The sequence below is a fragment of the Mycolicibacterium sp. XJ879 genome, from assembly GCF_053483935.1.
Genome location: NZ_JBEFTH010000004.1, coordinates 378176 through 398208 on the forward strand (window position 1 = coordinate 378176; position 20033 = coordinate 398208).

Here is a 20033-nt window from a genome sequence, read left to right on the forward strand (position 1 = left end):
GCCCGGTAGCGTGCGTCAGTCGCCGTCAGGAGGCAGCGCCGCCGAGTACCGGGTGTAGCGCGGCCGCAGGGTGACGTGGTCGGCGCCCACGCGGGCGATATCCTCCCACGCCGCCAAGAACGTTCCGCGGTGTCCCCAACGCAGCAGCGCGGCAATCAGTCTCGGTCCGTTGATGTCGACACGTTCGTAGCCGAGGAACGATCCCTTGCTGTGCGGGCTGACGACCAACCCGAGCATCCGCGGTGTCGGCGGGTCGTTGGCGGGGTCCCCCGCGACGGTCAGTCGCACGTCGACGACGGTGCCCACCGGATGAGAGCCCGCATCAATCACCCGCAGCCCCAACAGACTACTCAGCAGCATGCCGGCCCCCCGGAATGTGCTTGACGATGCGGTCACGCAGCCATCGCTCCATCCACCGGCCCTCGAACCGTATGTCGTTGGGTTTGAGCTTCACGGTGATGCCGACCGATTGGACAAGGCGCCACGAGATGTCTTGCAGATGCGAGCGCGGCGGTGTGCCGCCGAAGATGCGGGTGGCCACCACCTTTCCGGACAGCAGCGCGGTGACGTGGGGCGCATCGGAGCCGGGCGGGATGTCGCGGTCGACGTCGATACCGGTCAACTCCAGATCGTCGACGATGCCGATCGGGTTGTCGTCGTCGTCGACGAGTTGGCGGTCCAACAGTTGCAGACGCGCGTCGAGCGCGCGGCCGTGGTGCCCTTTGATGACAGGGTCGGTGCGGTCGGTCATTGTCCGGCTCCTGTGACGATCATCAGCGGAATTGCCATCAACGATGCGGCAAGGATGATGACGAGGTATACCGAGGCGAGCGCGTTGAGCACTCTGCCGTTGGTTCGTTCGCCCATGTAGGCGGGATCGTTGGCGACGACCAGGATCGGCAGATACGTCAGCGGCAGCGCGATCGCGGAGAACACCACCGAGTACTCGGTGACAAGAATCGGGTCCACCCCGGTGAATAGCACCGCCACGGCGGCCACGATTGACACGAACATCAGAACGTGAAACTGCGCCGCCTGTGCTGGCCGGCGGAACTTACCCCATGGCCAGCCGAGATACTGCGCGACGGTATATCCCGCGGACAGCGCCGTCTCCAGCGAGGCGCCGAAAGTGGCGGCCACGATACCGGCAATGGCGAAGGCCAGCGCCAACTTTCCGCCTGCCGCCACGACCGGCATGACGACATGCGATAGCGAGGTCACCTCGATCTGGTTGGGCAACAGGACAATTGCGGCTCCAGCCGCGATGGCGATCGAGAGCAGCCCGCCGAAGGGAAAACCGACCATGACGTTGAAGCGAGCCACTCCCAGGTCCTTGGGGGTCCAACGTTCTTCGACCGCACCCGAGGAGAAGAAGAACACCTCGTACGGCGTCATCGCGGCCCCGAACAGCGCGATCGCGAAATACCAATAGGTCGCCGCCGATTCCGCCTCCGGGATCGCCGGTGAGGTGGCCTGCTGGGCCAGGTTCGACCAGTCCGGGCTCAGCATGAATACTGCGACGGCGAAGACGATCAAACACAGCCCCATCAGGCCGGTCACGTTCTCCATGATCTTGAACTTGACGCGCCAGATCACCACCCAGACCGCGAACGCCGCGACCGGAATCCACATCATCGGTCCGACATCGGTGGCCAGCTGCAGCGCCAGCGCAACACCGCCGATTTCGGCCGTCAGCGTCATCAGGTTGATGAAGAACGATGCGCTCAGGTTCGCCGCGGCCGTCCGCGGTCCCAACCGCTCCCGAATGATCTCGAAGGTCGCCCTACCGCTCACGGCGGCCACCCGGCCGGCCATTTCGGCGAACAGGCAGATCCCGATTACCCCGACCACCACCACCCAGGCCAGCGACAAACCGAACCGGGAGCCGACGACCGCGTTCATCACCAGGTCGCCGATGTCGAGGAAGCCGCCGATCGCGGTCAGGATGCCCAGCGCAACCGCAAAAATCTTGGCCATCAGCGGTAGCCGGACTCAAGGTCGTGCGATGACCTCATCAGGTCGGCGCGCACGGCCGCGACGGTGGGCTGCGTGCTGACGTCGCGCAGCACGGCCGAAGCGGCATTGAGTTGGGCGATGATTTCCGTCATCGACTCGGTCAGCATCCGCTGACGCCGTACATCGACCGGATCTTCGGCCCGCAGCTCGGCAATACCCTTGTACGCCTTGGTGACATCGTTGCGGGAATCAGTGATCTGCACGCTGGCCAGCTGTGTCGTCGAGCGGCCCTGGGCCCACAGGTCCAACGCCAGCGCACCGCTGCGCGCCGCCGATGTGGTCTCTTCCATCGCTCGAGCGAGCTGGCCGGGCATGCCGTCGCGATTGGCTGGGCAACGCGTCAACAGCAGGGCCAGCCCGATGATCACCACGGTGAGCAGGGCTACCCGGGAGATACGCTGTAGGCGCTGATCCGGTGGTGCCATCGCGGCCTCCGCGAGCCCGGTCTGCTCTTCGTGGTCCTACCCCTCGATTTCGGGGTCCAAATCGACGCTGAGCTGCTGCTCGTGCCAGTCGGAAGCATTGGATTCCAACGGCACGCTTTGACCCTGGTCCTCGGGGGCGTCGTCATCGTCGGGCGTCGGATCGGCGGGACGCTGCTGCTCCACCGCGTCGGCCTCGGGCACGTCGTCGGGAATCTCTTCGCTGTCCGGCATACCGGCCAGATTACCCGCACGTGAGTACCGAAAATCCGGTCGCGTCGGCGCCGGTACATGATGCGAAAGATCTTCAGTACAGATAGCGAAGAGTCCTGAAGAACCGTTTTCCCAGCGAAGTACTCGGGTAAGCGGCGGTCATGTTCGATCTCACGACTGCGCGCTCCGTGTTGGTGTGGCACGTGCACGGGTCGTGGACGGAGGCGTTCGTCGCGGGTCGACACCGCTATCTGATTCCCTACACGCAGAACCGCGACGCAGCCGGTCGCGGGTTGTGCGGCCGGGATTGGCCTCGTGCCCATGAGATTTCGGATTCAGCGTTGGCCGATGAAGACGTCGACCTCGTGGTGTTGCAGCGCCCCGAGGAACTGGAGTTGGCCGCGCGCTGGCTGGGCCGCAGGCCCGGGATCGATATCCCCGCCGTCTACGTGGAGCACAACACGCCGCGGCCGGACGCCGTCGACAGCGTTCACCCGCTTGCCGAACGCGACGATATCCCCGTGGTGCATGTCACCGACTTCAACCGGTTGATGTGGGACAACGGCATCGCACCGACCCGCGTGATCGCCCACGGGATCGCCGACCCGGGTCCTTGCTACACCGGCGAGATTCCGGCCGCCGCGACCATGATCAACGAACCTGTCCGGCGGGGCCGCACGGTGGGCACCGATCTGCTGATGTCACTGGGCGCGCGCGTTCCGATCGACGTCTGGGGCATGGGCACCGACATGCTCGACGACGGCGGCGGACACGTGCGCGGTAGGGGTGACGTCCCGACCGCGACGCTGCTGCCCGAGGTGGCCCGGCGCCGCGTGTTCCTGCACACCGCGCGATGGACGTCGCTGGGCCTGTCGCTGGTGGAGGCCATGTACCTCGGCATGCCGGTGGTCGCGGTGGCCTCGACGATGGCCCCCCTGACGGTGCCCGCCGAGGCGGGCGTGGTCAGCGCTGACGTCGACACCCTGGCGCACGCGCTCGAGCAGTTCATCGCCGATCGGTCGGCAGCGGCCGCCGCCGGTAAGGCGGCTCGCGACTACGCGATGGCGCAGTTTTCGCTCGAACGTTTCCTGCGCGAGTGGGCCACCACGATCGAAGAAGTCATCGACGACATCTGCCAATGAAGATGGGAGGAGGGCGCCGATGAAGATCGCCATGGTGTCCGAGCATGCAAGCCCACTCGCGGCGCTCGGTGGCGCCGACGCAGGCGGACAGAACGTACATGTCGCCGAACTGTCGGCGGCGCTGGCACGCCGCGGACATCAAGTGACCGTCTATACCCGAAGAGACGACCCCGGACTGCCCGAGCGGGTGCACACGGCGCAGGGCTACACCGTTGTGCATGTGCCTGCCGGACCGCCCGAGCAGCTGCCCAAGGACGAACTGCTGGTCCATATGGGCCCGTTCGCCCGGTTCCTCGACGCCGAATGGGCTGCAGACCGCCCCGACATCGCCCACGCCCACTTCTGGATGTCCGGTATCGCAACGCAGTTGGCCGCGCGGCATCTGAATCTGCCTGCCGTGCAGACGTTTCACGCGCTGGGCGTGGTCAAGCGCCGCTACCAGGGCGCGCAGGACACCAGCCCGACCGACCGGCTGCGCCTGGAGGCGACGGTCGCCCGCACCGCCACCTGGGTCGCCGCCACCTGCACCGACGAGGTGTTCGAGCTGATGCGGTTGGGCAGGTCGCGCAGCCGCATCTCCGTTGTGCCGTGCGGGGTTAACCTCGACATGTTCAGCCCGGAGGGACCCACGGCGCCCCGAAGCAGTCACCGGCGGATTGTCAGCGTCGGAAGGTTCGTGCCGCGCAAAGGGTTTGACGTCGTGGTACGCGCGCTGCCCTATATCCGCGATACCGAGCTGGTGCTCGTCGGCGGCCCGGACCTCGCCCGGCTGGGCTCCGATCCGGAGGTCTGCCGGCTGCGCGCGCTCGCCGAGGAACTCGGCGTTGCGGACCGGGTGAGGTTCTACGGTTCGGTCGCCCGCGAGGACATGCCGGCCATCCTTCGGTCGGCCGATGTGGTCGCGTGCACGCCGTGGTACGAGCCGTTCGGCATCGTCCCGCTGGAGGCAATGGCATGCGGCGTACCGGTCATCGCCTCCGCGGTCGGCGGAATGCTGGACACCGTCGTGCACGACGTCACCGGCCGACTGGTGCGGCCCCGGCGGCCCGACAAGGTCGCCGAAGCGGTCAACCACTTGTTGCGTGACGACTTCATGCGCCAAAGCCTCGGTGCGGCCGGTCGCGACCGGGCACAGGCCCGCTACTCGTGGGACCGCATCGCCGCGGACACTCAACGCATCTACGACCGCCTGGTGCCGGTGCGCTTCGAGCAGCCCGCCGAACCGGCGAGGAGTCTGTCATCGGGATGACGGGCTCACTGCGACTCCAGCTTGGCCACTGCTTCCTCGAGGTTCGAAGGAAGCGGGCGACGCTGCTGCACCACGGCAGGCAGCTTCAGGAACGCCTCGGCGGCACCGCGGGCGTGCTCGCGGTCCTGGACCGCCGAGCGCAGCAGATCTGCAGTGACTCGCAGACATTGCGGAATCGGGCGTCTCAGCCATGTGGTCAGCGCATCGTTGCGCAGCACGCGGGCGTCCTGGGCCGCCGTGGTGGCCCTGGTCTCGGACGGCTGGTGGATCGCGGTCAGCGCAGGGCAGTAGCACAGATCCCATCCCAAGGCCGCCAGGTCGAAGGCCAGCAGTTGCTCCTCACCGCGGAAATGCAGGATGTCGCTGAACCCGCCGGCCTGCTGGAAGGCGTGAACGCGCACCATCGCAGCGCAGCTCATGAACCCGAGGATGGACGGGCCCGGCAGGTCGGGGCGGTGACCGAGGGCGCTGTCGGCCAACAACGCGGTGAACGGGTCTTCGCGCCGTTGCGGCCAGACGATCGTGCGGGCGGCCAGCAGGCCCAGCGACGGGTGGCTGTCGAAGAGTTCCGCGCCGATGGCCGGGGATCCGGCTGTCCACCAGGAATCGTCGTCGCAGAACGCGACATACGGGGTGGTGCACGCCGCGACCCCCGCATTGCGCCCCACCGCCCCCTGGTTGGTGCCCAACTCGACTATTCGCAGCCGGCCCGCCGAGCGGGCGGTGATTCGGCGCATGATCGCAACGCTGTCGTCTTCGGAAGCGTTGTCCACCACCACGATCGGGCACGCGGTGGTATCGAGCAGGCGCGCGACCACCGTCGCGAGCTCTTGTGCGCGGTTGCGGCTGGCGATCACAAACGACGTATCCGAGGGCTTCATGACTGTGCTGGCTACCCAGGCGAGGAAAGGGCAAACGATGCATGAGCTGAGGCGTGTCGTGGTGACCGGAGGCGGTGGGTTTCTCGGCGGTCACCTGTGTGAGCGACTGCTCTTCGACGGGGTGGAGGTCACCTGCGTGGACGACCTGTCCACCAGCGCGCCGACGGCCGCCACGCTGCTACGCGACCGACCCGGCTACCGGTTCGTCCGCCACGACATCAGCGAGCCGCTGACCGAGACGCGGCTCGATGTCGACACCGTCTTTCACCTGGCGTCCCCGGCGTCTCCGGTGGACTACATGCGGCTGCCGGTGCAGACGCTGCGCACCGGCGCGCTCGGCACCGCCAACGCGCTCGACTTCGCCGAACGTTGCGGGGCGCGGCTGGTGCTGACCTCCACCAGCGAGGTGTACGGCGACCCGCTGGAGCATCCGCAGCCCGAAACCTATTGGGGCAACGTCAACCCCGTCGGGCCGCGCAGCGTCTACGACGAAGCCAAGCGGTTCGCCGAAGCATTGACATTCGCCTATCAGCGGGGACGGTCAGCCGACGTCGCCGTGGCACGTATCTTCAACACCTACGGGCCACGGATGCGCCCCGACGACGGCCGCATCGTGCCGACTTTCTGTGCCCAGGCCCTGGCCGGTGACCCGATCACGGTCAACGGCACCGGGGTGCAGACCAGGTCGCTGTGCTACGTCGACGACACCGTCGACGCGCTGGTGGCGCTGGCCAGATCGGGCTGCGCAGGACCGGTCAACATCGGCAACCCCGACGAGGTGACCGTCCTTCACATCGCCGAGCTCATCCGCGATTTGGCGGGCAGCGACTCGCCCATCCATTTCCTTCCGCCCGGCGAGGACGACCCGCAGCGCCGATGCCCGGACATCACGCTGGCGCGCAGGCTCCTCGGTTGGCAACCACGGATGCGCTATGCGGACGGTTTGGCCCGCACGGTCGAGTGGTTCCAAGCGCAGCTGACCTCCTCGCCCGAGACCACCGCGGCGGCAGGGTAGTCAGGAGCCGACAATGCGAATCCTCGGAATCAACGCGGTATTTCACGATCCAGCCGCCGCACTGCTGGTCGACGGTCAGATCGTCGCGGCCGCCGAAGAGGAGCGGTTCTCCAGGCGCAAGCACGGAAAGTCCGCAGTGCCGTTCTCGACGTGGGAGCTGCCGGTGGCGGCGGCGCGGTGGTGTCTGCGGCAAGGCGGCCTGAGCCCGGCCGACCTCGACGCGGTCGGCTACTCCTACGACCCGCGCCTGCTGGACGAATCAACCGAGGATATGGCCGGGCTCGACCGCGATTGGGAGTACCTGCGCACCATGTACGCCCAACGCGCACCCAAGTTCCTGCAGTCCGCGCTGCCCGGCCTTGACCCCGGCATCGTCCGATACGTGCGCCACCACGTCGCGCACGCCGCTTCGAGCGCGCTGGCCTCTGCCCACCCCGATTCGGCGGTGCTGGTGGTCGACGGCCGCGGCGAACGCTCGTCGATGCTGGCGGGCAGCTACCGCGACAGCAAACTCGATGTCCTTGCCAGCCAATCGCTTCCGCATTCGCTGGGCCTGCTCTACGAAAGCCTCACCGAGCATCTGGGTTTTCAGCGGTCCAGCGACGAGTACAAGGTGATGGCGATGGGGTCCTACGGGACGCCGCGCTTCATCGACCGGTTCAGGGAGTTGGTCTACGCCACCGGCGACGGCGGGTTTCGTACCCAGCCAATCGATTGGGAGTCGTTCACACCGCGTCGGGAACCTGGTGCGGGCAAGGGCCACGCGCTGGACCGCCCCGAACCGCGGCACGCCGACCTGGCGTGCAGCGTGCAGCGGGTGGTCGAGGAGGTGCTGCTGGATCTCGTCGGCTGGCTGCGAGACGAGAGCGACCAGGAAAACCTTTGTCTGGCAGGGGGAGTAGCCCTCAACTGCGTGGCGAACTCCGAGATCTGGGCACAAGGCGGCTTCTCGAACGTGTGGGTGCAACCCGCCGCCGGTGACGCCGGTACCGCGCTGGGCGCTGCGCTGGCGCTGGCCGGTGAGGCAGGTGAACCGCTCATCCCGATGCCGTCGGCCGCGCTGGGCCGCGGGTTCTCCGACGAGGAGATCGCCGATGTGCTGCGCGACGCCGCGATACCGCACGAGCGGCCCGCTGATCTGGCCGCTGCCATCGGCGACGCGCTGGCCGACAACCAACTGGTGGCCTGGTTTCAGGGCCGCGCCGAGTTCGGCCCGCGGGCCCTCGGACAGCGCTCACTGTTGGCCGATCCGCGCCGCATCGAGAACCTGGAGCGGCTCAACAACGTCAAGGGACGCGAACAGTTCCGGCCCGTCGCCCCGATGGTGCTGGCCGAGCGTGCCGACGAAATCTTTTCCGGCGGGCCGATTCCCAGTCCCTACATGCTGTTCGTCCACGACGTCGCCGAGGGCTGGCGGCCGAAGATCCCCGCCGTCACCCACGTGGACGGCACCGCGCGGATCCAGACCGTCGATCGCGACAACCCGCTTCTGCACGCCACGATCAGCCGCTTCGCCGCGCACACCGGGGTGCCGGTGATCGTCAACACCAGCTTCAACACCGCCGGGCGACCGATGGTGGACAGCCCGCGGGATGCACTCGAATGCTTTGGCAGCGCACCGATCGACGTGCTCGCGATCGGGCCGTATCTCGTCAGGCGGCCGCGATGACACCGGAGTTCGCCGTGGTGGTGCCGACCGTCGGACGGGAATCGGTACACCGGTTGCTGGCCCAACTGGACGGATCCGGTGGCCCGCAGCCGACGGCGGTGATCGTCGTCGACGACCGCGTGCAGCCCACAACGCCGTTGCGCTTTCAGACCAGCCTGCCGGTCACCGTGTTGCACAGTGGGGGACGGGGACCCGCCGCCGCACGCAACCTCGGGTGGCGCGCCGGCAGCGCCGAGTGGATCTGCTTCCTCGACGATGACGTGGTGCCGCAACACAACTGGTTCGAAGCGGTGGCCGACGACCTGGCGAAGGCCGACACCGAAGACGCAGCCGGTTCGCAAGGCGTCATCGACGTGCCGCGCGCACCGGGACGGCGCGCCACCGACGACGAACGTCGCACCCAGGGACTGGCCGACGCCCGGTGGATCACCGCGGACATGGCCTACCGGCGCTCGGCGCTGGTGCGCGCCGGCGGGTTCGACGAGAGGTTTCGGCGGGCCTACCGCGAAGATGCCGACATCGCACTGCGAATCACGTTGGCGGGCAACACCATCGTCAAGGGGACCCGACGGTGCACGCATCCCGTCGCGTCGGCGACGTTCCTCAGCAGCGTACGTGCCCAGCGCGGCAACCGTGACGACGCGCTGATGCTGCGCAAACACGGAAGGCGCTGGCGCCCGGCGATCGGGGAAGGACCCGGACGCCTGCGCGTGCACGCTGCGACCATCGCGGCGGCGCTGACCGCTGCGGCCGCCGCCCTCGCAGGCCGGCGACGCATCGCGGGTTGCGCCGCCGCGCTGTGGGCCGCGCTGACCGCCGAATTCGCCGCCCGCAGATTCTGGGCGGGCCCGCACACCGCGCGCGAAGCGACGAAGATGGCGGTGACGAGCATCCTGATCCCGCCTGTCGCAGTGGCACACCGCATCGGCGGGGAGTGGGCGTTTCGGTCGTCGCGGCCGGAGCCGCCGCTGGCGGTGCTGTTCGACCGCGACGACACCGTCATCGAAGACGGACCGTATCTGCGTGACCCCGCCGGGGTGCGGCCGGTACGCGGTGCGCACGACGCGTTGCGGCGGTTGCGTGACAGGGGTCTGCTGCTGGCGATCGTCACCAACCAGTCCGGCGTGGCCAAGGGACTGATCAGCCCCGACGAACTGGCGGCGGTCAACACCGAAGTCGACGCGGCGCTGGGACCGTTCGGCGTATGGCAGATCTGTGTGCACGACGCCGGCGACGGCTGCGAATGCCGTAAACCCGCACCGGGAATGGTGCGGGCCGCCGCAGCCGAGCTCGGCGTCGAACCCGCCCGCTGCGTGCTGATCGGGGACACCGGCGCCGATGTCGAGGCCGCCCTGTCCGCGGGTGCGCAGGCGGTGCTGGTACCGACCGAGCGCACGCTGACCCGCGAGATCAGCGACGCGCACCAACGTGCCCGCGTCGCCGCGACCATCGGCGACGCGGTTTCGCTCGTGCTCAAGGACTGCCGATGAGTGGCGCCGTGGTTGCCCGACTCGACAGTGCCGGCGATGTGCTGATCACCGGTCCTGCCGTCCGTGCCGTCGCTGCGCGCCACGGCGAGGTGACCTTTCTGGTCGGACCTCGGGGTCGGGCCGCGGCCGAGCTGCTGCCCGCGGTCGGCGACATCATCGAATGGCAGGCGCCCTGGGTCGATTTTGACTCACCCGAACTGACCGCGGGGCATGTGGACGCACTCGTCAAGCAGGTGCGCGACCTGGCGCCCGAACGGGTCTACATCCTCACGTCGTTTCACCAGTCGCCGTTGCCGTTGGCGCTGATCTGCCGGATGGCGGCGGTGCCGTGGATCGGCGCGATCAGCGAGGACTATCCCGGCACCCTGCTCAACCTGCGTCACCACGTTGAAGGCGGTGTGCCCGAACCCGAGCGGGCCCTGTCGCTGGTGCGGGCGGCCGGATGCGAGTTGCCGGCCGGCGACGACGGCAGGCTGCGCGTGCGGACGCCGCCCCATCTGCCGCACACCTTGTCCGAGAAGCTCGGTGACGCACCGTATGTGGCCTTTCACCCCGGGGCGGCGGTGCCGGCGCGCAGACCCACCACCGCGCGAAGCGCCCGGATGGTCGCCGCGTTGGCGGCGGCCGGGCACCGCGTTGTGGTCACCGGTGACCAAACCGAACGTGACCTCACCGCTGCGGTGGCCGGCGACATCGCGATCGACCTCGGCGGGTGCACATCGCTTGCCACCCTGGCCGCGGTGTACGCGGGTGCGAACGTGGTCGTCGCGCCCAACACCGGACCCGCACACCTGGCCGCCGCCGTCGGCGCACCGGTGGTCTCGCTGTTCGCGCCGGTGGTGCCCGCAGAGCAGTGGCTCCCATACGGCCATAACGTCATGCGGCTCGGAGATCAGCAAGCCCCGTGCCGACTCACCCGTGCCCGCGATTGTCCGGTCGATGGCCATCCGTGTCTGGACAACATCACCGACGCACAACTGTGCAGCGCGGTCGACGGAATGGGAGGACAACGATGATCGAGCAACATTTCTGCGCGCTGTCGCGGGCCGTCGATCACATCGGTCACCAGGCGCCCCGGCTCACCGAATGGGGCACGCGGCTCGCCGGGGTGCTCACCGATGGCGGCCGGTTGCTGGCCTGCGGTAACGGCGGCAGCGCGGCCGAGGCTCAGCATCTGACCGCAGAACTCGTCGGACGGTTCCGTGACGAACGAATGCCGTTGTCGGCCATCTCGTTACACGCCGACACGTCGGCGCTGACTGCGATCACCAACGACTACGGGTCCGATGAGATGTTCGCCCGCGGGGTGCGCGCACACGGTCGGCCGGGTGACATCCTGGTCGCCTTGTCCACCAGCGGCACCAGCGCCAACGTGCTCGCCGCCGTCAAGGCCGCCCACGAGACCGGGCTGACCACCTGGGCGCTGACGGGGCCTGCGCCGAACCCGTTGGCCGCCATGTGCGACGACGCGGTGTGCGTGGAAGCGGCCACCACCGCGACCGTGCAGGAGATCCATCTGCTTCTGGTGCACGCGCTGTGCATCGCGCTCGACGACGTGCTGCTGGAGGCGTCTCATGGCTAAGCCGTTGGTCATCGTCGGTGACTCGATGCTCGACGTCGACATCGAGGGCAGCGCCACCCGGCTCAGCCCGGAGGCGCCCGTGCCCGTCGTCGACGCCGAGCGCATCTGGCAGCGTCCCGGCGGCGCCGGCCTGGCCGCCGCCCTCGCCGCCCGCGTGGAGCAGGACGTGGTGTTGGTCACCGCCGTCGGCGACGACGCGGACGGGCGTGCGCTGACCGACCTGCTCGCGCACGCCGGCGTGACGGTGCTTGCCCTGCCGATGTCGGGAACAACGGTGTGCAAGACGAGGATCCGCGCGGCCGGACAGTCGATGCTGCGACTTGACCACGGTACCGGTGTGGCCGCGGGCGACACCGCTCCAGTGGCCGTGGTGACCGCGCTGGAACAGGCGCGCGCGGTGTGCGTTGCGGACTACGGCCACGGCGTCAGCGCCCACCAAGGCATCCGCGACCTGCTGACCCGCATCGCCGACCGGGTGCCGGTGGTCTGGGATCCGCATCCGCGCGGCGCGGTGCCGACCAGGGGATGCTGGTTGGTCACCCCCAATCAGGCTGAGGCCGCCGGGAACCCGCCCGGCTCACTGCGCCGGTTGTGGGACGCCAGAGCGGTGTGTATCACGCTGGGTGCCCGCGGCGCGCTGCTGGCCACCGAGAACGGCAACGTGCCCGTCGGGGTACCCGACGCCGCCGCCCGCGGCGCCGCGGGCGACACCTGCGGCGCAGGTGACCGGTTCGCGATCGCCGCCGCCCAAGCGCTCGGCGCGGGCGCGGACGCGGAGGCCGCGGTCACCGCCGCGGTGGACGCCGCAAGCCGGTTCGTCACCACCGGCGGTGCGGTCGGAGTGTCCAGTCCGGCGGCGCCGGACGGAAACCGGTCGGCGGCAGGGCAAACCGAGCTGATCACTGCCGACGTGTCCGCAGTGCGGGAGCAGCTCCGCCGCCCGGACAAGACGCTGGTCGCCACGGGCGGGTGCTTCGACTTGTTGCACACCGGCCATATCCGGTTACTGCGCCAAGCCCGCCAACTCGGTGACGCGCTCGTGGTGCTGCTCAACTCCGACGCGTCGGTGCGTGCGCTGAAAGGCCCGCGCCGCCCGGTGATGGCCGACGCGGACAGGGCCCGCGTGCTCGCAGCGTTGGCGTGCGTCGACGCCGTCGTCATCTTCGACGAACTGTCCCCAGAGCACGCCCTTGCCCAACTGCGGCCCGACATCTGGGTCAAAGGCGGCGATTACACCGAAGCCGAACTGCCCGAGGCCGACGTGGTGCGCCGCCACGGCGGGGAAGTGGTGCTGCTGCCCACCGTCGCCGGTTACTCGTCGTCCAACCTGATCGCCGCGGCGCGGTCGTGACCGAAAGGAACCACATATGAGCTTGGGCAACATCATTATCACCGGCGGCGCATCCGGACTCGGTGCCGCTACCGCGAAAGCCGTTGCGCAACAGGGTGGAACACCGCTGATCATCGACAGGAACGACCCCGGTGACGGCTCGATGACCTTCGAGCGGGCGGACCTGGCCGACACCGATGCCGTCGACAGCGCCGTGAAGGCCCTTGCTGATCGCGTCGACGGGCAGGTCCACGGGGTGTTCACGGCCGCGGGCATCGACTCGTGCGGAAAGCTCGACGACGTCCCCGCCAAGGACTGGGAGCGGGTGGTACACGTGAACCTGCTCGGCACGGCCGCGGTGATCCGCTCCGCGCTGCCGTATCTGAAAAGCACCCACGGCACGATCGTCACCTGCGCATCGACCCTGGGCATCAAGGCCGTCAGCGACGCAACCGCCTACTGCGCCGCCAAGTTCGGCGTCGTTGGGTTCTCCCGCGCGCTGGCCGCGGAGCTGGCCGGGCAGGTCGGCGTCACGACGCTGATCCCCGGCGGTATGCACACCGCGTTCTTCGACGACCGCGACGAGCAGTACAAGCCGCCACCGGACGCCAAGCTCAACCAACCCGAACACGTCGCCGAGACCGTGGTGTTCGCGTTGGCCCAGCCGGCCGGCTGCGAGATCCGGGAGATGGTCGTGTGCGCCTCGACAGAATCCTCGTGGCCGTGAGCCAAGACACCGTTCTGGTTTTGCGTGCGTTGGGCCTCGGCGACCTGCTGACCGGCGTCCCGGCGCTGCGTGGGCTGCGACGCGCACATCCGGAGGCACACATCGTGCTGGCCGCCCCGCAGCGGTACGCGGACCTGGCGATGCTGACGGGTGCGGTCGACGAGGTCCATCACACACCGGGACTCGGCCAGCTGGCTGCGCTCGGCCACCCGCCCGCGCTGGCGGTCAACCTGCACGGCAGCGGACCGCAGAGCCTGGCCGACCTGCTGGCGCTGAACCCGCGCACGCTGCTCAGCCATCGGCACCACGCCTACCCCGGCGTTGACGGCCCGCCGTGGCGCGCCGACCTGCACGAGGTCGACCGCTGGTGTGCACTTCTGGAGTGGGCCGGGATCGCCTGCGATCCAACAGATCTCACCATTCCACGCCCGCCCGTCCACCCTGACCGGTCGTCGGCGGTGGTGATTCACCCCGGCGCGGCGTACGGGGCGCGGCGCTGGCCGCCTGAGCGCTTCGCGACCGTCGCCGCCGCGCTGCACGACGGCGGGTACGACGTCGTGATCACCGGTGACCGCACCGAGGTCGAGCTGGCGCGGTCGGTGGCCGACATGGCCGGCCTGCCGCACGGCCGGGTGCTGGCAGGAACTCTCGGGCTGCTCGAATTGGTGGCGCTGATCCACGACTGCCGGCTGTTGATCTGTGGTGACACCGGCGTCGGGCACATCGCCACCGCTACCGGCACCCCGTCGGTGCTGCTGTTCGGTCCGACACCGCCGAGCCGCTGGGGTCCGCGCGGCGCCGGCCCGCACATCGCGGTGTGGGCAGGCGACAAGGGCGACCCGCACGCCGAGGACCCGCATCCCGGGCTGCTGTTGATCACGGTGTCGCGGGTGCTCGAAGCCAGCAAGAACCTGCTGCAGGAGTGCGCATGAGCGGCGTGCGGGTGGGCGTGATCGGCGCCGGCTACGTGGGGTTGACGACCGCCGTGTGCCTCGCTGAGCGGGGGCACTCAACGGTGTGCATCGACGTCGATGCCGGCCGGGTCGAACAACTCAACCGCGGTCAGGCGTCGCTGGACGAACCCGGGCTGCCGCTGCTGCTGCGGCAGGGCATAGCTACCCAAACCCTGCTGTTCAGCACCGATTACGCCGACCTCGCCGATTGCGTCCTGGTGTTCATCTGTGTGCCGACGCCGAGCCGGTTCGACGGATCAGCCGATCTGTCCGCGGTCGAAGCCGCCGTCGCCGAACTGGCCGCGCTGCTGCCGTCGACCGCCGTGCTGGTACTGAAGTCCACGGTGCCGGTCGGCACCACGCGGTGGCTGGCGCGCCGGCTCGAGCCGACCGGTATCCAGGTGGTGTCCAATCCGGAGTTTCTGCGCGAGAGCCACGCCGTCTATGACTTCCGTCACCCCGACCGCGTCGTGATCGGCGCCGACGACGACGCCGCCGCCGCGACCGTCGCCGAGGTGTACGGCAGGTCGGCGCCGATTCTGCGGATGAGCCCGGAAAGCGCCGAGCTGGCCAAGTATGCGAGCAATGCGTTTCTGGCCGTGAAGATCTCGTACGCCAACTCGCTTGCCCGGCTGTGCGCAGGGGTCGGCGCGGACATCGGCGACGTCACCCGTTGCATGGGCGCCGATGTGCGGATCGGTCAGCACTTCCTGCAGCCGGGTCCGGGATGGGGCGGCTCGTGTTTGCCCAAGGACACCGCCGCCCTGCTGCACACCGGTCGGATGGCCGGAGTCGAGCTGCCGGAGGTGGAATCGGCGCGCTGCACCAACGCCGCACAGCCCGCGCGGATCGTCTCCACCCTGAGCCGCACGATGGCCACCCCGCTGGCGCATGCGCGGGTGGCCGTGCTGGGCTTGACATTCAAGGCCGGCACCAGCGACGTACGGGACTCACCGGCGTTGACGATCTGCGCCGAGCTGGGCCGAACCGGCGCGCAGGTCACCGGCTACGACCCGCGCCTCGAGCAGATCGACCAGGCCGCGCTGCGGCGGGCCAGCATCGTCGCCGTCGACGATCCGTACCTGGCGGCCAAGGACGCCGACGCCGTCGTCGTACTCACCGAATGGCCGGAGTTCTGCGACCTGAACTGGCCGCTGATCGCCGAACAGTCGCCGGGCGCCGTCGTGCTCGACACGCGCAACCTCCTCGACCCGGCGTCGCTGGCCGACACCGCGCTGACCTATCTGGGCAACGGGACCGCGTCGGGCTACTAGCGGACTAGTGTTTGGCGACCTTGCGGATCAACCGCGCCGTGCTGCGGTCCAGAATCGCCTGCCGCTCATCGGCCGCCTTGATTTTGGCCGCCCGGCGCGCGGCCGAGGCGATGGTGAGCCCCGACTCATAGCCGGTGACCACCCGCGGGTCCACGTAGGAACTGCGCGCCACCGCAGGGGTGTTGCCGAGTTCCTCGGCGACCTCCTTCATCACGGCGGACTCGACCCGTTTGATCACCTTCTTGGTCACCGGTGGGTCAGCATCGACGAAGGCCGCCGCGGCCAGCACCGTGCCATGCCAGGTCCGAAGATCCTTGACGGAATAGTCCTCGCCGACCAGCTCCTTGAACCGATTGTTGAGGTCGTCGGCGTGGATCTCGGTCCAGCCCGAACCGTTGCGGCAGACCAAGAACCGCTCGCCGCGCTCGGGTCTGCGTAACAGCGCGCGCACCGACCTGATCACCTCGGGATCCTCGATGTGCAGGGTTCGGCGCACCCCGCTCTTGGCCGGGTAGTCGAATTCGACTCCCTGAGGACGCACCGTGACGTGATCACAGCGCAGCGTCGCGATCCCGAACGAGTTGTTTTCCTCGACGTATTGCTCACTGCCGGACCGGAAGTATCCGAGATCGAGCAGGTGCAGTGCCAGCGCGAGCACCCGGTCGTAGCTCAGACCGCGACCGCTCAGATCCGACGCGATCCGGCGGCGCATCTCGGGCAGCGCCGCCGACATCTGCAGCACCCGGTCGAACTTCTCCTCGCTTCGTTCCTGCTGCCACTGTTGGTGGTAGAGGTACTGACGTCGGCCGGCGGCGTCGGTGCCCACGGCCTGGATGTGGCCGTTGGGATAGGGGCAGATCCACACCCGCTTCCACGCCGGCGGGATCACCAGGCCCTTGATGCGCTCTAGCGTCGCCGCATCGGTGACCGCGGTGCCGTCGGGATGCTGATAGGAGAACCCGCGTCCGCGCCGCAGCCGCCGCAGACCCGGGCCTTGCAGATCGCTACGGCGTAGCCGCATGTTTGATGTCCGAGGTCGTGGGGGTACTGGACCTGCACCATGGTGAAAGAGATTTTGAAGAAGGACCCAGCAAGGTCGACGCTGTCGACGTCACTGCATCATCGGCGCGATCATGACGAACGCGGCGGCGTAGATGGCCACCGCGACCAGAATCAACGCCAGCAGCACCAGCCCGGCCGTCACAAGGATCTTGCGCAACCTAGTGTCCATGTTCGTGGATTACCCGTTGGGCGCAGCCGACACACCCGCGGCTGCACTGGGTTATCGGAGCGCTAGTGGTTAGCTGGGGTACATCCTGGGGTAACCTCGGCTCGACATCGCCGGGAGGGCAAATGGCCGAGGCCACCAACACCAACAACGGGCACCAGCGTGGCGGCTCGTCAGTGGAACTTCGGGTCGCCGCAGAGCTCGAGAACCTCGCCGTGCTACGTACTCTGGTCGCCGCGGTGGCGACCTTCGAAGACCTGGACTTCGATGCGGTCGCCGACCTACGGCTGGCCGTCGACGAAGCGTGCACCCGGTTGATCCGGTCGGCGGTGCCCGGCTCGGTGCTTCTCGTGGTGATCGACGCGCGGCAGGACGCGGTAGTCATTGACGCATCCACCACATGTAGGAGCCCCGACATCCTGTCACCCGGTAGCTTCAGCTGGCACGTGCTCAGCTCGCTGACCGACGAGGTCCGCACCTTCGAGGACGGGCGTGGCCCCGACGACGCGCGGGTGTTCGGGATCTCGATGACGACGAGACGAGCGAGCTCGCTGCAGTGACGCCCCCCACGTCACAGGGTTCGTCATCGCGATCGAACTCTGAGTACGCGGATGTCGCCGACATGTTCCGCGAGTTGAAGGCCGTTCCGGAAGGCTCGGCGAAATTCCAGCGGCAGCGCGACCGCATCGTCGAGCGCTGCCTGCCGCTGGCCGACCATATCGCCAGACGCTTCGACGGGCGTGGTGAGCCGCGTGAAGACCTGGTGCAGGTGGCCCGGGTCGGGTTGGTGAACGCGGTGATCCGCTTCGACGTCGAGGCGGGTTCGGACTTCGTGTCGTTCGCGGTGCCGACGATCATGGGTGAGGTCCGGCGGCATTTCCGCGACAACAGCTGGTCGGTCAAGGTGCCCCGCCGGCTCAAGGAACTGCATCTGCGGCTTGGCGCGGCTACCGCCGAACTGTCACAGCGGCTCGGCCGCGCACCGACCGCCTCGGAGTTGGCCGCCGAACTGGACATGGACCGCGACGAGGTCGTCGAGGGCCTGGTGGCCGGCAGCTCCTACAACACGCTGTCGATCGACAGCGGCGGGAGCGCCAATGACGACGCCCCCGCCATCGCCGACACGCTCGGCGACGTCGACTTCGGCCTCGATCAGATCGAGAACCGAGAAGCCTTGCGGCCGTTGCTCGCTGCGTTACCAGAGCGGGAAAGGACCGTGCTGGTACTGCGGTTCTTCGAGTCGCTCACCCAGACCCAGATCGCCGAGCGAGTGGGCATCTCCCAGATGCACGTTTCGAGGCTGCTGGCGAAATCCCTAGCGCGACTTCGGGACCAGCTGCAGTAGCGGCGGCGATTGACCCTGCACTGCCGACAACGCTTCGTCGACACTCGAGTACATCGGCAGCTGCCAGTCGGGGTCGCAAATAGTCAGGATCCGGGCCACCCCGGCACCCGCTGTCAGCGCCCACTCGATACGCGCGCCCACACAGCGCACGTTGAAGGTATGCAGCGCGGAAAACCCTGCCGTGCCGAAGAACTCGACACCGGACAGATCCAGTATCAGCCGGCGGGTCTGGCCGGCGTGGCGCAGCGCGTAGTCGACGAACTCTCGGGAGTTCGCCGCGTCGATCTCGCCGTTCACTGCGATAACCGCGGTGTCGGGCTTCAACCACCGGGTGCTGAACTGCGCGGTGTGGCATTGGACCGAATCGGCGGAGGCTCTCGGCGAAGCGGATGAGGTATCAGAAACAGTAGACATTGTGTGACTCCATCAGTCGGATTTCGGGACTGTGGTTCACGTCAAAACAAGTAGACCCTGCGAGCTCAAAGCCTGAATGCAGGAAGCTCTGTCCTGCACGTCGATGACGTTCCCAGCTCGGCTGTGAACTCAACCTGTCTCGAACCCTACGCTGTAGACACCTAACGCACAATTGCAGACGCAGTCTTCTTATAATCGCAGCTCACAGCATCGTGAATCTGAGAGGCCCGATGACGACCACCGCAGGCGTGTTGCTGGCCGCCGGGGCGGGCAGCCGCTATGGAATGCCGAAAGTCCTTGCGGCACAAGGTCATTGGCTGGTATCGGCGGTTTCTGCGCTGCACCGCGGAGGATGCGACGACGTGGTGGTGGTGCTGGGCGCGGCCGTCGTCGATGTGCCCGCACCTGCCCGCGCGGTGATCGCCGAGAACTGGGCGACCGGCCTGTCGTCCTCGCTGCGCGCCGGTCTGACCGCGGTCGACGCCGACTACGCGGTGGTGCTCACCGTCGACACGCCCGATATCGGCGCCGCCGTCGTGTCGCGGGTACTCGCAGCGGCGCGTCGGTCGGCGTCCGGTCTGGCGCGGGCACATTACGCCGACACGCCCGGTCACCCCGTCGTGCTCGCCCGCAGACACTGGGCGCCGCTGCTCGAGCGGCTGCACGGCGACGAGGGCGCGCGGCCGTTTCTGGCGCAGCGCGACGACGTCGTCGCCGTACCGTGCGAGGACCTCGCGACCGGAACCGACATCGACGTCAGATAGCGGGTCACCCCAGCGCTTCGGCGAACCGCCGCACCGCGTCGCCGGCGGCTTGCGCGGCGCCGGCATGGCCCGCGCGTGCCCGCAGACCAATGTGCCCGGTGGCGGGGGACAGCGTCACCTCCGCGAGCATCTCACCGGTCGTCGGTTCGCACACCGCCCACGAATACGTGGTGTCGTCCGCCCACTGCGCGGCCCGCGTCTCGACGTAGTCGGTGTCCGTCGCACCCAACTCGGCCAGCGCAGGCCGATCGTCGATGCGGTCGTCGGCGCGCAAGGCGCGCAGATACCACGCGCCTGCGTTGATCTCGACGGGCTCCAT

The 20033-nt window shown here is 68.4% G+C and carries 23 protein-coding genes; 14 read left to right on the forward strand and 9 right to left on the reverse strand.

Translation table 11 applies throughout. The annotated features are described in order from the left end of the window. Positions 1 to 15 precede the first annotated feature (15 nt). Genes ABQF13_RS12365 through ABQF13_RS12385 form a run of 5 tightly spaced genes read right to left on the reverse strand, consistent with a single transcriptional unit; the run spans position 16 to position 2672 of the window. A complete protein-coding gene (locus ABQF13_RS12365; RefSeq protein ID WP_448393027.1) occupies positions 16 to 360 on the reverse strand; it encodes a PRC-barrel domain-containing protein in 345 nt (114 codons plus the stop codon). Continuing rightward, positions 347 to 751, reverse strand: a complete 405-nt coding sequence (locus tag ABQF13_RS12370) for a PRC-barrel domain-containing protein (RefSeq protein WP_448393028.1) — start codon at positions 749 to 751, stop codon at positions 347 to 349. Before ABQF13_RS12370 ends, ABQF13_RS12365 begins: the two co-directional genes overlap by 14 nt. Then, positions 748 to 1977, reverse strand: a complete 1230-nt coding sequence (locus tag ABQF13_RS12375; RefSeq protein WP_448393029.1) for an Nramp family divalent metal transporter — start codon at positions 1975 to 1977, stop codon at positions 748 to 750. Before ABQF13_RS12375 ends, ABQF13_RS12370 begins: the two co-directional genes overlap by 4 nt. Further along, a complete protein-coding gene (locus ABQF13_RS12380; RefSeq protein ID WP_448393030.1) occupies positions 1977 to 2441 on the reverse strand; it encodes a hypothetical protein in 465 nt (154 codons plus the stop codon). Before ABQF13_RS12380 ends, ABQF13_RS12375 begins: the two co-directional genes overlap by 1 nt. A gap of 36 nt (positions 2442 to 2477) precedes the next feature. After that, positions 2478 to 2672 carry a hypothetical protein gene (locus tag ABQF13_RS12385; protein WP_448393031.1) on the reverse strand — a complete coding sequence of 65 codons (195 nt, stop codon included), beginning with the start codon at positions 2670 to 2672 and terminating at the stop codon, positions 2478 to 2480. A 140-nt stretch (positions 2673 to 2812) separates the two neighbouring features. On the opposite strand from ABQF13_RS12385, the gene ABQF13_RS12390 reads away from it, so the two are divergent. Beyond that, complete coding sequence (locus ABQF13_RS12390; protein ID WP_448393032.1) at positions 2813 to 3793, forward strand: glycosyltransferase; 981 nt, start codon at positions 2813 to 2815, stop codon at positions 3791 to 3793. A 19-nt stretch (positions 3794 to 3812) separates the two neighbouring features. Beyond that, on the forward strand, positions 3813 to 5042 hold the full coding sequence (locus ABQF13_RS12395; RefSeq protein ID WP_448393033.1) for a glycosyltransferase: 1230 nt from the start codon (positions 3813 to 3815) through the stop codon (positions 5040 to 5042). A 5-nt stretch (positions 5043 to 5047) separates the two neighbouring features. Here the strand turns inward: ABQF13_RS12395 and ABQF13_RS12400 are convergent, their stop codons facing one another. Next, positions 5048 to 5923, reverse strand: coding sequence for a glycosyltransferase family 2 protein (locus ABQF13_RS12400; RefSeq protein ID WP_448393034.1), 876 nt, complete (start codon positions 5921 to 5923; stop codon positions 5048 to 5050). A gap of 37 nt (positions 5924 to 5960) precedes the next feature. Here ABQF13_RS12400 and ABQF13_RS12405 point away from each other — a divergent pair, with 37 nt between their 5' ends. Genes ABQF13_RS12405 through ABQF13_RS12445 form a run of 9 tightly spaced genes read left to right on the forward strand, consistent with a single transcriptional unit; the run spans position 5961 to position 15963 of the window. After that, positions 5961 to 6938 carry a UDP-glucuronic acid decarboxylase family protein gene (locus ABQF13_RS12405; RefSeq protein ID WP_448393035.1) on the forward strand — a complete coding sequence of 326 codons (978 nt, stop codon included), beginning with the start codon at positions 5961 to 5963 and terminating at the stop codon, positions 6936 to 6938. A gap of 13 nt (positions 6939 to 6951) precedes the next feature. After that, positions 6952 to 8607, forward strand: coding sequence for a carbamoyltransferase family protein (locus ABQF13_RS12410; protein ID WP_448393036.1), 1656 nt, complete (start codon positions 6952 to 6954; stop codon positions 8605 to 8607). Continuing rightward, positions 8604 to 10097, forward strand: a complete 1494-nt coding sequence (locus ABQF13_RS12415) for an HAD-IIIA family hydrolase (RefSeq protein ID WP_448393037.1) — start codon at positions 8604 to 8606, stop codon at positions 10095 to 10097. Before ABQF13_RS12410 ends, ABQF13_RS12415 begins: the two co-directional genes overlap by 4 nt. Further along, complete coding sequence (locus tag ABQF13_RS12420; protein ID WP_448393038.1) at positions 10094 to 11113, forward strand: glycosyltransferase family 9 protein; 1020 nt, start codon at positions 10094 to 10096, stop codon at positions 11111 to 11113. Before ABQF13_RS12415 ends, ABQF13_RS12420 begins: the two co-directional genes overlap by 4 nt. After that, positions 11110 to 11679, forward strand: a complete 570-nt coding sequence (locus ABQF13_RS12425; RefSeq protein ID WP_448393039.1) for a D-sedoheptulose-7-phosphate isomerase — start codon at positions 11110 to 11112, stop codon at positions 11677 to 11679. The genes ABQF13_RS12420 and ABQF13_RS12425 overlap by 4 nt, the downstream gene beginning before the upstream one ends. Then, positions 11672 to 13030, forward strand: coding sequence for a PfkB family carbohydrate kinase (locus ABQF13_RS12430; RefSeq protein ID WP_448393040.1), 1359 nt, complete (start codon positions 11672 to 11674; stop codon positions 13028 to 13030). Before ABQF13_RS12425 ends, ABQF13_RS12430 begins: the two co-directional genes overlap by 8 nt. A gap of 16 nt (positions 13031 to 13046) precedes the next feature. Then, the gene (locus ABQF13_RS12435) at positions 13047 to 13736 is read left to right on the forward strand and encodes an SDR family oxidoreductase (protein WP_448393041.1); all 690 of its coding nucleotides are present in this window, start codon (positions 13047 to 13049) and stop codon (positions 13734 to 13736) included. Next, positions 13733 to 14668: a glycosyltransferase family 9 protein gene (locus tag ABQF13_RS12440; RefSeq protein WP_448393042.1), complete on the forward strand. Its 936-nt coding sequence runs from the start codon at positions 13733 to 13735 to the stop codon at positions 14666 to 14668. The genes ABQF13_RS12435 and ABQF13_RS12440 overlap by 4 nt, the downstream gene beginning before the upstream one ends. Continuing rightward, positions 14665 to 15963: a UDP-glucose dehydrogenase family protein gene (locus tag ABQF13_RS12445; RefSeq protein WP_448393043.1), complete on the forward strand. Its 1299-nt coding sequence runs from the start codon at positions 14665 to 14667 to the stop codon at positions 15961 to 15963. The genes ABQF13_RS12440 and ABQF13_RS12445 overlap by 4 nt, the downstream gene beginning before the upstream one ends. A gap of 4 nt (positions 15964 to 15967) precedes the next feature. On the opposite strand, the gene ABQF13_RS12450 is transcribed toward ABQF13_RS12445, so the two are convergent. Continuing rightward, a complete protein-coding gene (locus ABQF13_RS12450) occupies positions 15968 to 16984 on the reverse strand; it encodes a DNA topoisomerase IB (protein WP_448393044.1) in 1017 nt (338 codons plus the stop codon). Positions 16985 to 17316: 332 nt separating this feature from the next. Between ABQF13_RS12450 and ABQF13_RS12455 the strand changes: the two genes are divergently transcribed. Together ABQF13_RS12455 and ABQF13_RS12460 are read left to right on the forward strand one after the other, a co-directional pair. Beyond that, the gene (locus ABQF13_RS12455) at positions 17317 to 17751 is read left to right on the forward strand and encodes an ATP-binding protein (protein WP_448393045.1); all 435 of its coding nucleotides are present in this window, start codon (positions 17317 to 17319) and stop codon (positions 17749 to 17751) included. A 62-nt stretch (positions 17752 to 17813) separates the two neighbouring features. Next, positions 17814 to 18536 (forward strand): RNA polymerase sigma factor SigF, encoded by a 723-nt coding sequence (locus tag ABQF13_RS12460; protein ID WP_448393144.1) that lies wholly within the window; start codon positions 17814 to 17816, stop codon positions 18534 to 18536. On the opposite strand, the gene ABQF13_RS12465 is transcribed toward ABQF13_RS12460, so the two are convergent. After that, positions 18507 to 18950 carry an STAS domain-containing protein gene (locus ABQF13_RS12465; protein ID WP_448393046.1) on the reverse strand — a complete coding sequence of 148 codons (444 nt, stop codon included), beginning with the start codon at positions 18948 to 18950 and terminating at the stop codon, positions 18507 to 18509. The genes ABQF13_RS12460 and ABQF13_RS12465 overlap by 30 nt on opposite strands. Before the next feature lie 230 nt (positions 18951 to 19180). Between ABQF13_RS12465 and ABQF13_RS12470 the strand changes: the two genes are divergently transcribed. Next, positions 19181 to 19714, forward strand: coding sequence for a nucleotidyltransferase family protein (locus ABQF13_RS12470; protein ID WP_448393047.1), 534 nt, complete (start codon positions 19181 to 19183; stop codon positions 19712 to 19714). 4 nt (positions 19715 to 19718) lie between these two features. On the opposite strand, the gene ABQF13_RS12475 is transcribed toward ABQF13_RS12470, so the two are convergent. Continuing rightward, positions 19719 to 20033, reverse strand: coding sequence for a hypothetical protein (locus ABQF13_RS12475; protein ID WP_448393048.1), 315 nt, complete (start codon positions 20031 to 20033; stop codon positions 19719 to 19721).

Excerpts from the sequence above, each read along its gene's own strand:
- ABQF13_RS12365 (WP_448393027.1), bottom strand. The coding sequence starts at position 360 with ATGCTGCTGAGTAGTCTGTTGGGGCTGCGGGTGATTGATGCGGGCTCT.
- ABQF13_RS12370 (WP_448393028.1), bottom strand. The coding sequence starts at position 751 with ATGACCGACCGCACCGACCCTGTCATCAAAGGGCACCACGGCCGCGCG.
- ABQF13_RS12375 (WP_448393029.1), bottom strand. The coding sequence starts at position 1,977 with ATGGCCAAGATTTTTGCGGTTGCGCTGGGCATCCTGACCGCGATCGGC.
- ABQF13_RS12380 (WP_448393030.1), bottom strand. The coding sequence starts at position 2,441 with ATGGCACCACCGGATCAGCGCCTACAGCGTATCTCCCGGGTAGCCCTG.
- ABQF13_RS12385 (WP_448393031.1), bottom strand. The coding sequence starts at position 2,672 with ATGCCGGACAGCGAAGAGATTCCCGACGACGTGCCCGAGGCCGACGCG.
- ABQF13_RS12390 (WP_448393032.1), top strand. The coding sequence starts at position 2,813 with ATGTTCGATCTCACGACTGCGCGCTCCGTGTTGGTGTGGCACGTGCAC.
- ABQF13_RS12395 (WP_448393033.1), top strand. The coding sequence starts at position 3,813 with ATGAAGATCGCCATGGTGTCCGAGCATGCAAGCCCACTCGCGGCGCTC.
- ABQF13_RS12400 (WP_448393034.1), bottom strand. The coding sequence starts at position 5,923 with ATGAAGCCCTCGGATACGTCGTTTGTGATCGCCAGCCGCAACCGCGCA.
- ABQF13_RS12405 (WP_448393035.1), top strand. The coding sequence starts at position 5,961 with ATGCATGAGCTGAGGCGTGTCGTGGTGACCGGAGGCGGTGGGTTTCTC.
- ABQF13_RS12410 (WP_448393036.1), top strand. The coding sequence starts at position 6,952 with ATGCGAATCCTCGGAATCAACGCGGTATTTCACGATCCAGCCGCCGCA.
- ABQF13_RS12415 (WP_448393037.1), top strand. The coding sequence starts at position 8,604 with ATGACACCGGAGTTCGCCGTGGTGGTGCCGACCGTCGGACGGGAATCG.
- ABQF13_RS12420 (WP_448393038.1), top strand. The coding sequence starts at position 10,094 with ATGAGTGGCGCCGTGGTTGCCCGACTCGACAGTGCCGGCGATGTGCTG.
- ABQF13_RS12425 (WP_448393039.1), top strand. The coding sequence starts at position 11,110 with ATGATCGAGCAACATTTCTGCGCGCTGTCGCGGGCCGTCGATCACATC.
- ABQF13_RS12430 (WP_448393040.1), top strand. The coding sequence starts at position 11,672 with ATGGCTAAGCCGTTGGTCATCGTCGGTGACTCGATGCTCGACGTCGAC.
- ABQF13_RS12435 (WP_448393041.1), top strand. The coding sequence starts at position 13,047 with ATGAGCTTGGGCAACATCATTATCACCGGCGGCGCATCCGGACTCGGT.
- ABQF13_RS12445 (WP_448393043.1), top strand. The coding sequence starts at position 14,665 with ATGAGCGGCGTGCGGGTGGGCGTGATCGGCGCCGGCTACGTGGGGTTG.
- ABQF13_RS12450 (WP_448393044.1), bottom strand. The coding sequence starts at position 16,984 with ATGCGGCTACGCCGTAGCGATCTGCAAGGCCCGGGTCTGCGGCGGCTG.
- ABQF13_RS12455 (WP_448393045.1), top strand. The coding sequence starts at position 17,317 with ATGGCCGAGGCCACCAACACCAACAACGGGCACCAGCGTGGCGGCTCG.
- ABQF13_RS12460 (WP_448393144.1), top strand. The coding sequence starts at position 17,814 with ATGTTCCGCGAGTTGAAGGCCGTTCCGGAAGGCTCGGCGAAATTCCAG.
- ABQF13_RS12465 (WP_448393046.1), bottom strand. The coding sequence starts at position 18,950 with ATGTCTACTGTTTCTGATACCTCATCCGCTTCGCCGAGAGCCTCCGCC.
- ABQF13_RS12470 (WP_448393047.1), top strand. The coding sequence starts at position 19,181 with ATGACGACCACCGCAGGCGTGTTGCTGGCCGCCGGGGCGGGCAGCCGC.
- ABQF13_RS12475 (WP_448393048.1), bottom strand. The coding sequence starts at position 20,033 with ATGGAGCCCGTCGAGATCAACGCAGGCGCGTGGTATCTGCGCGCCTTG.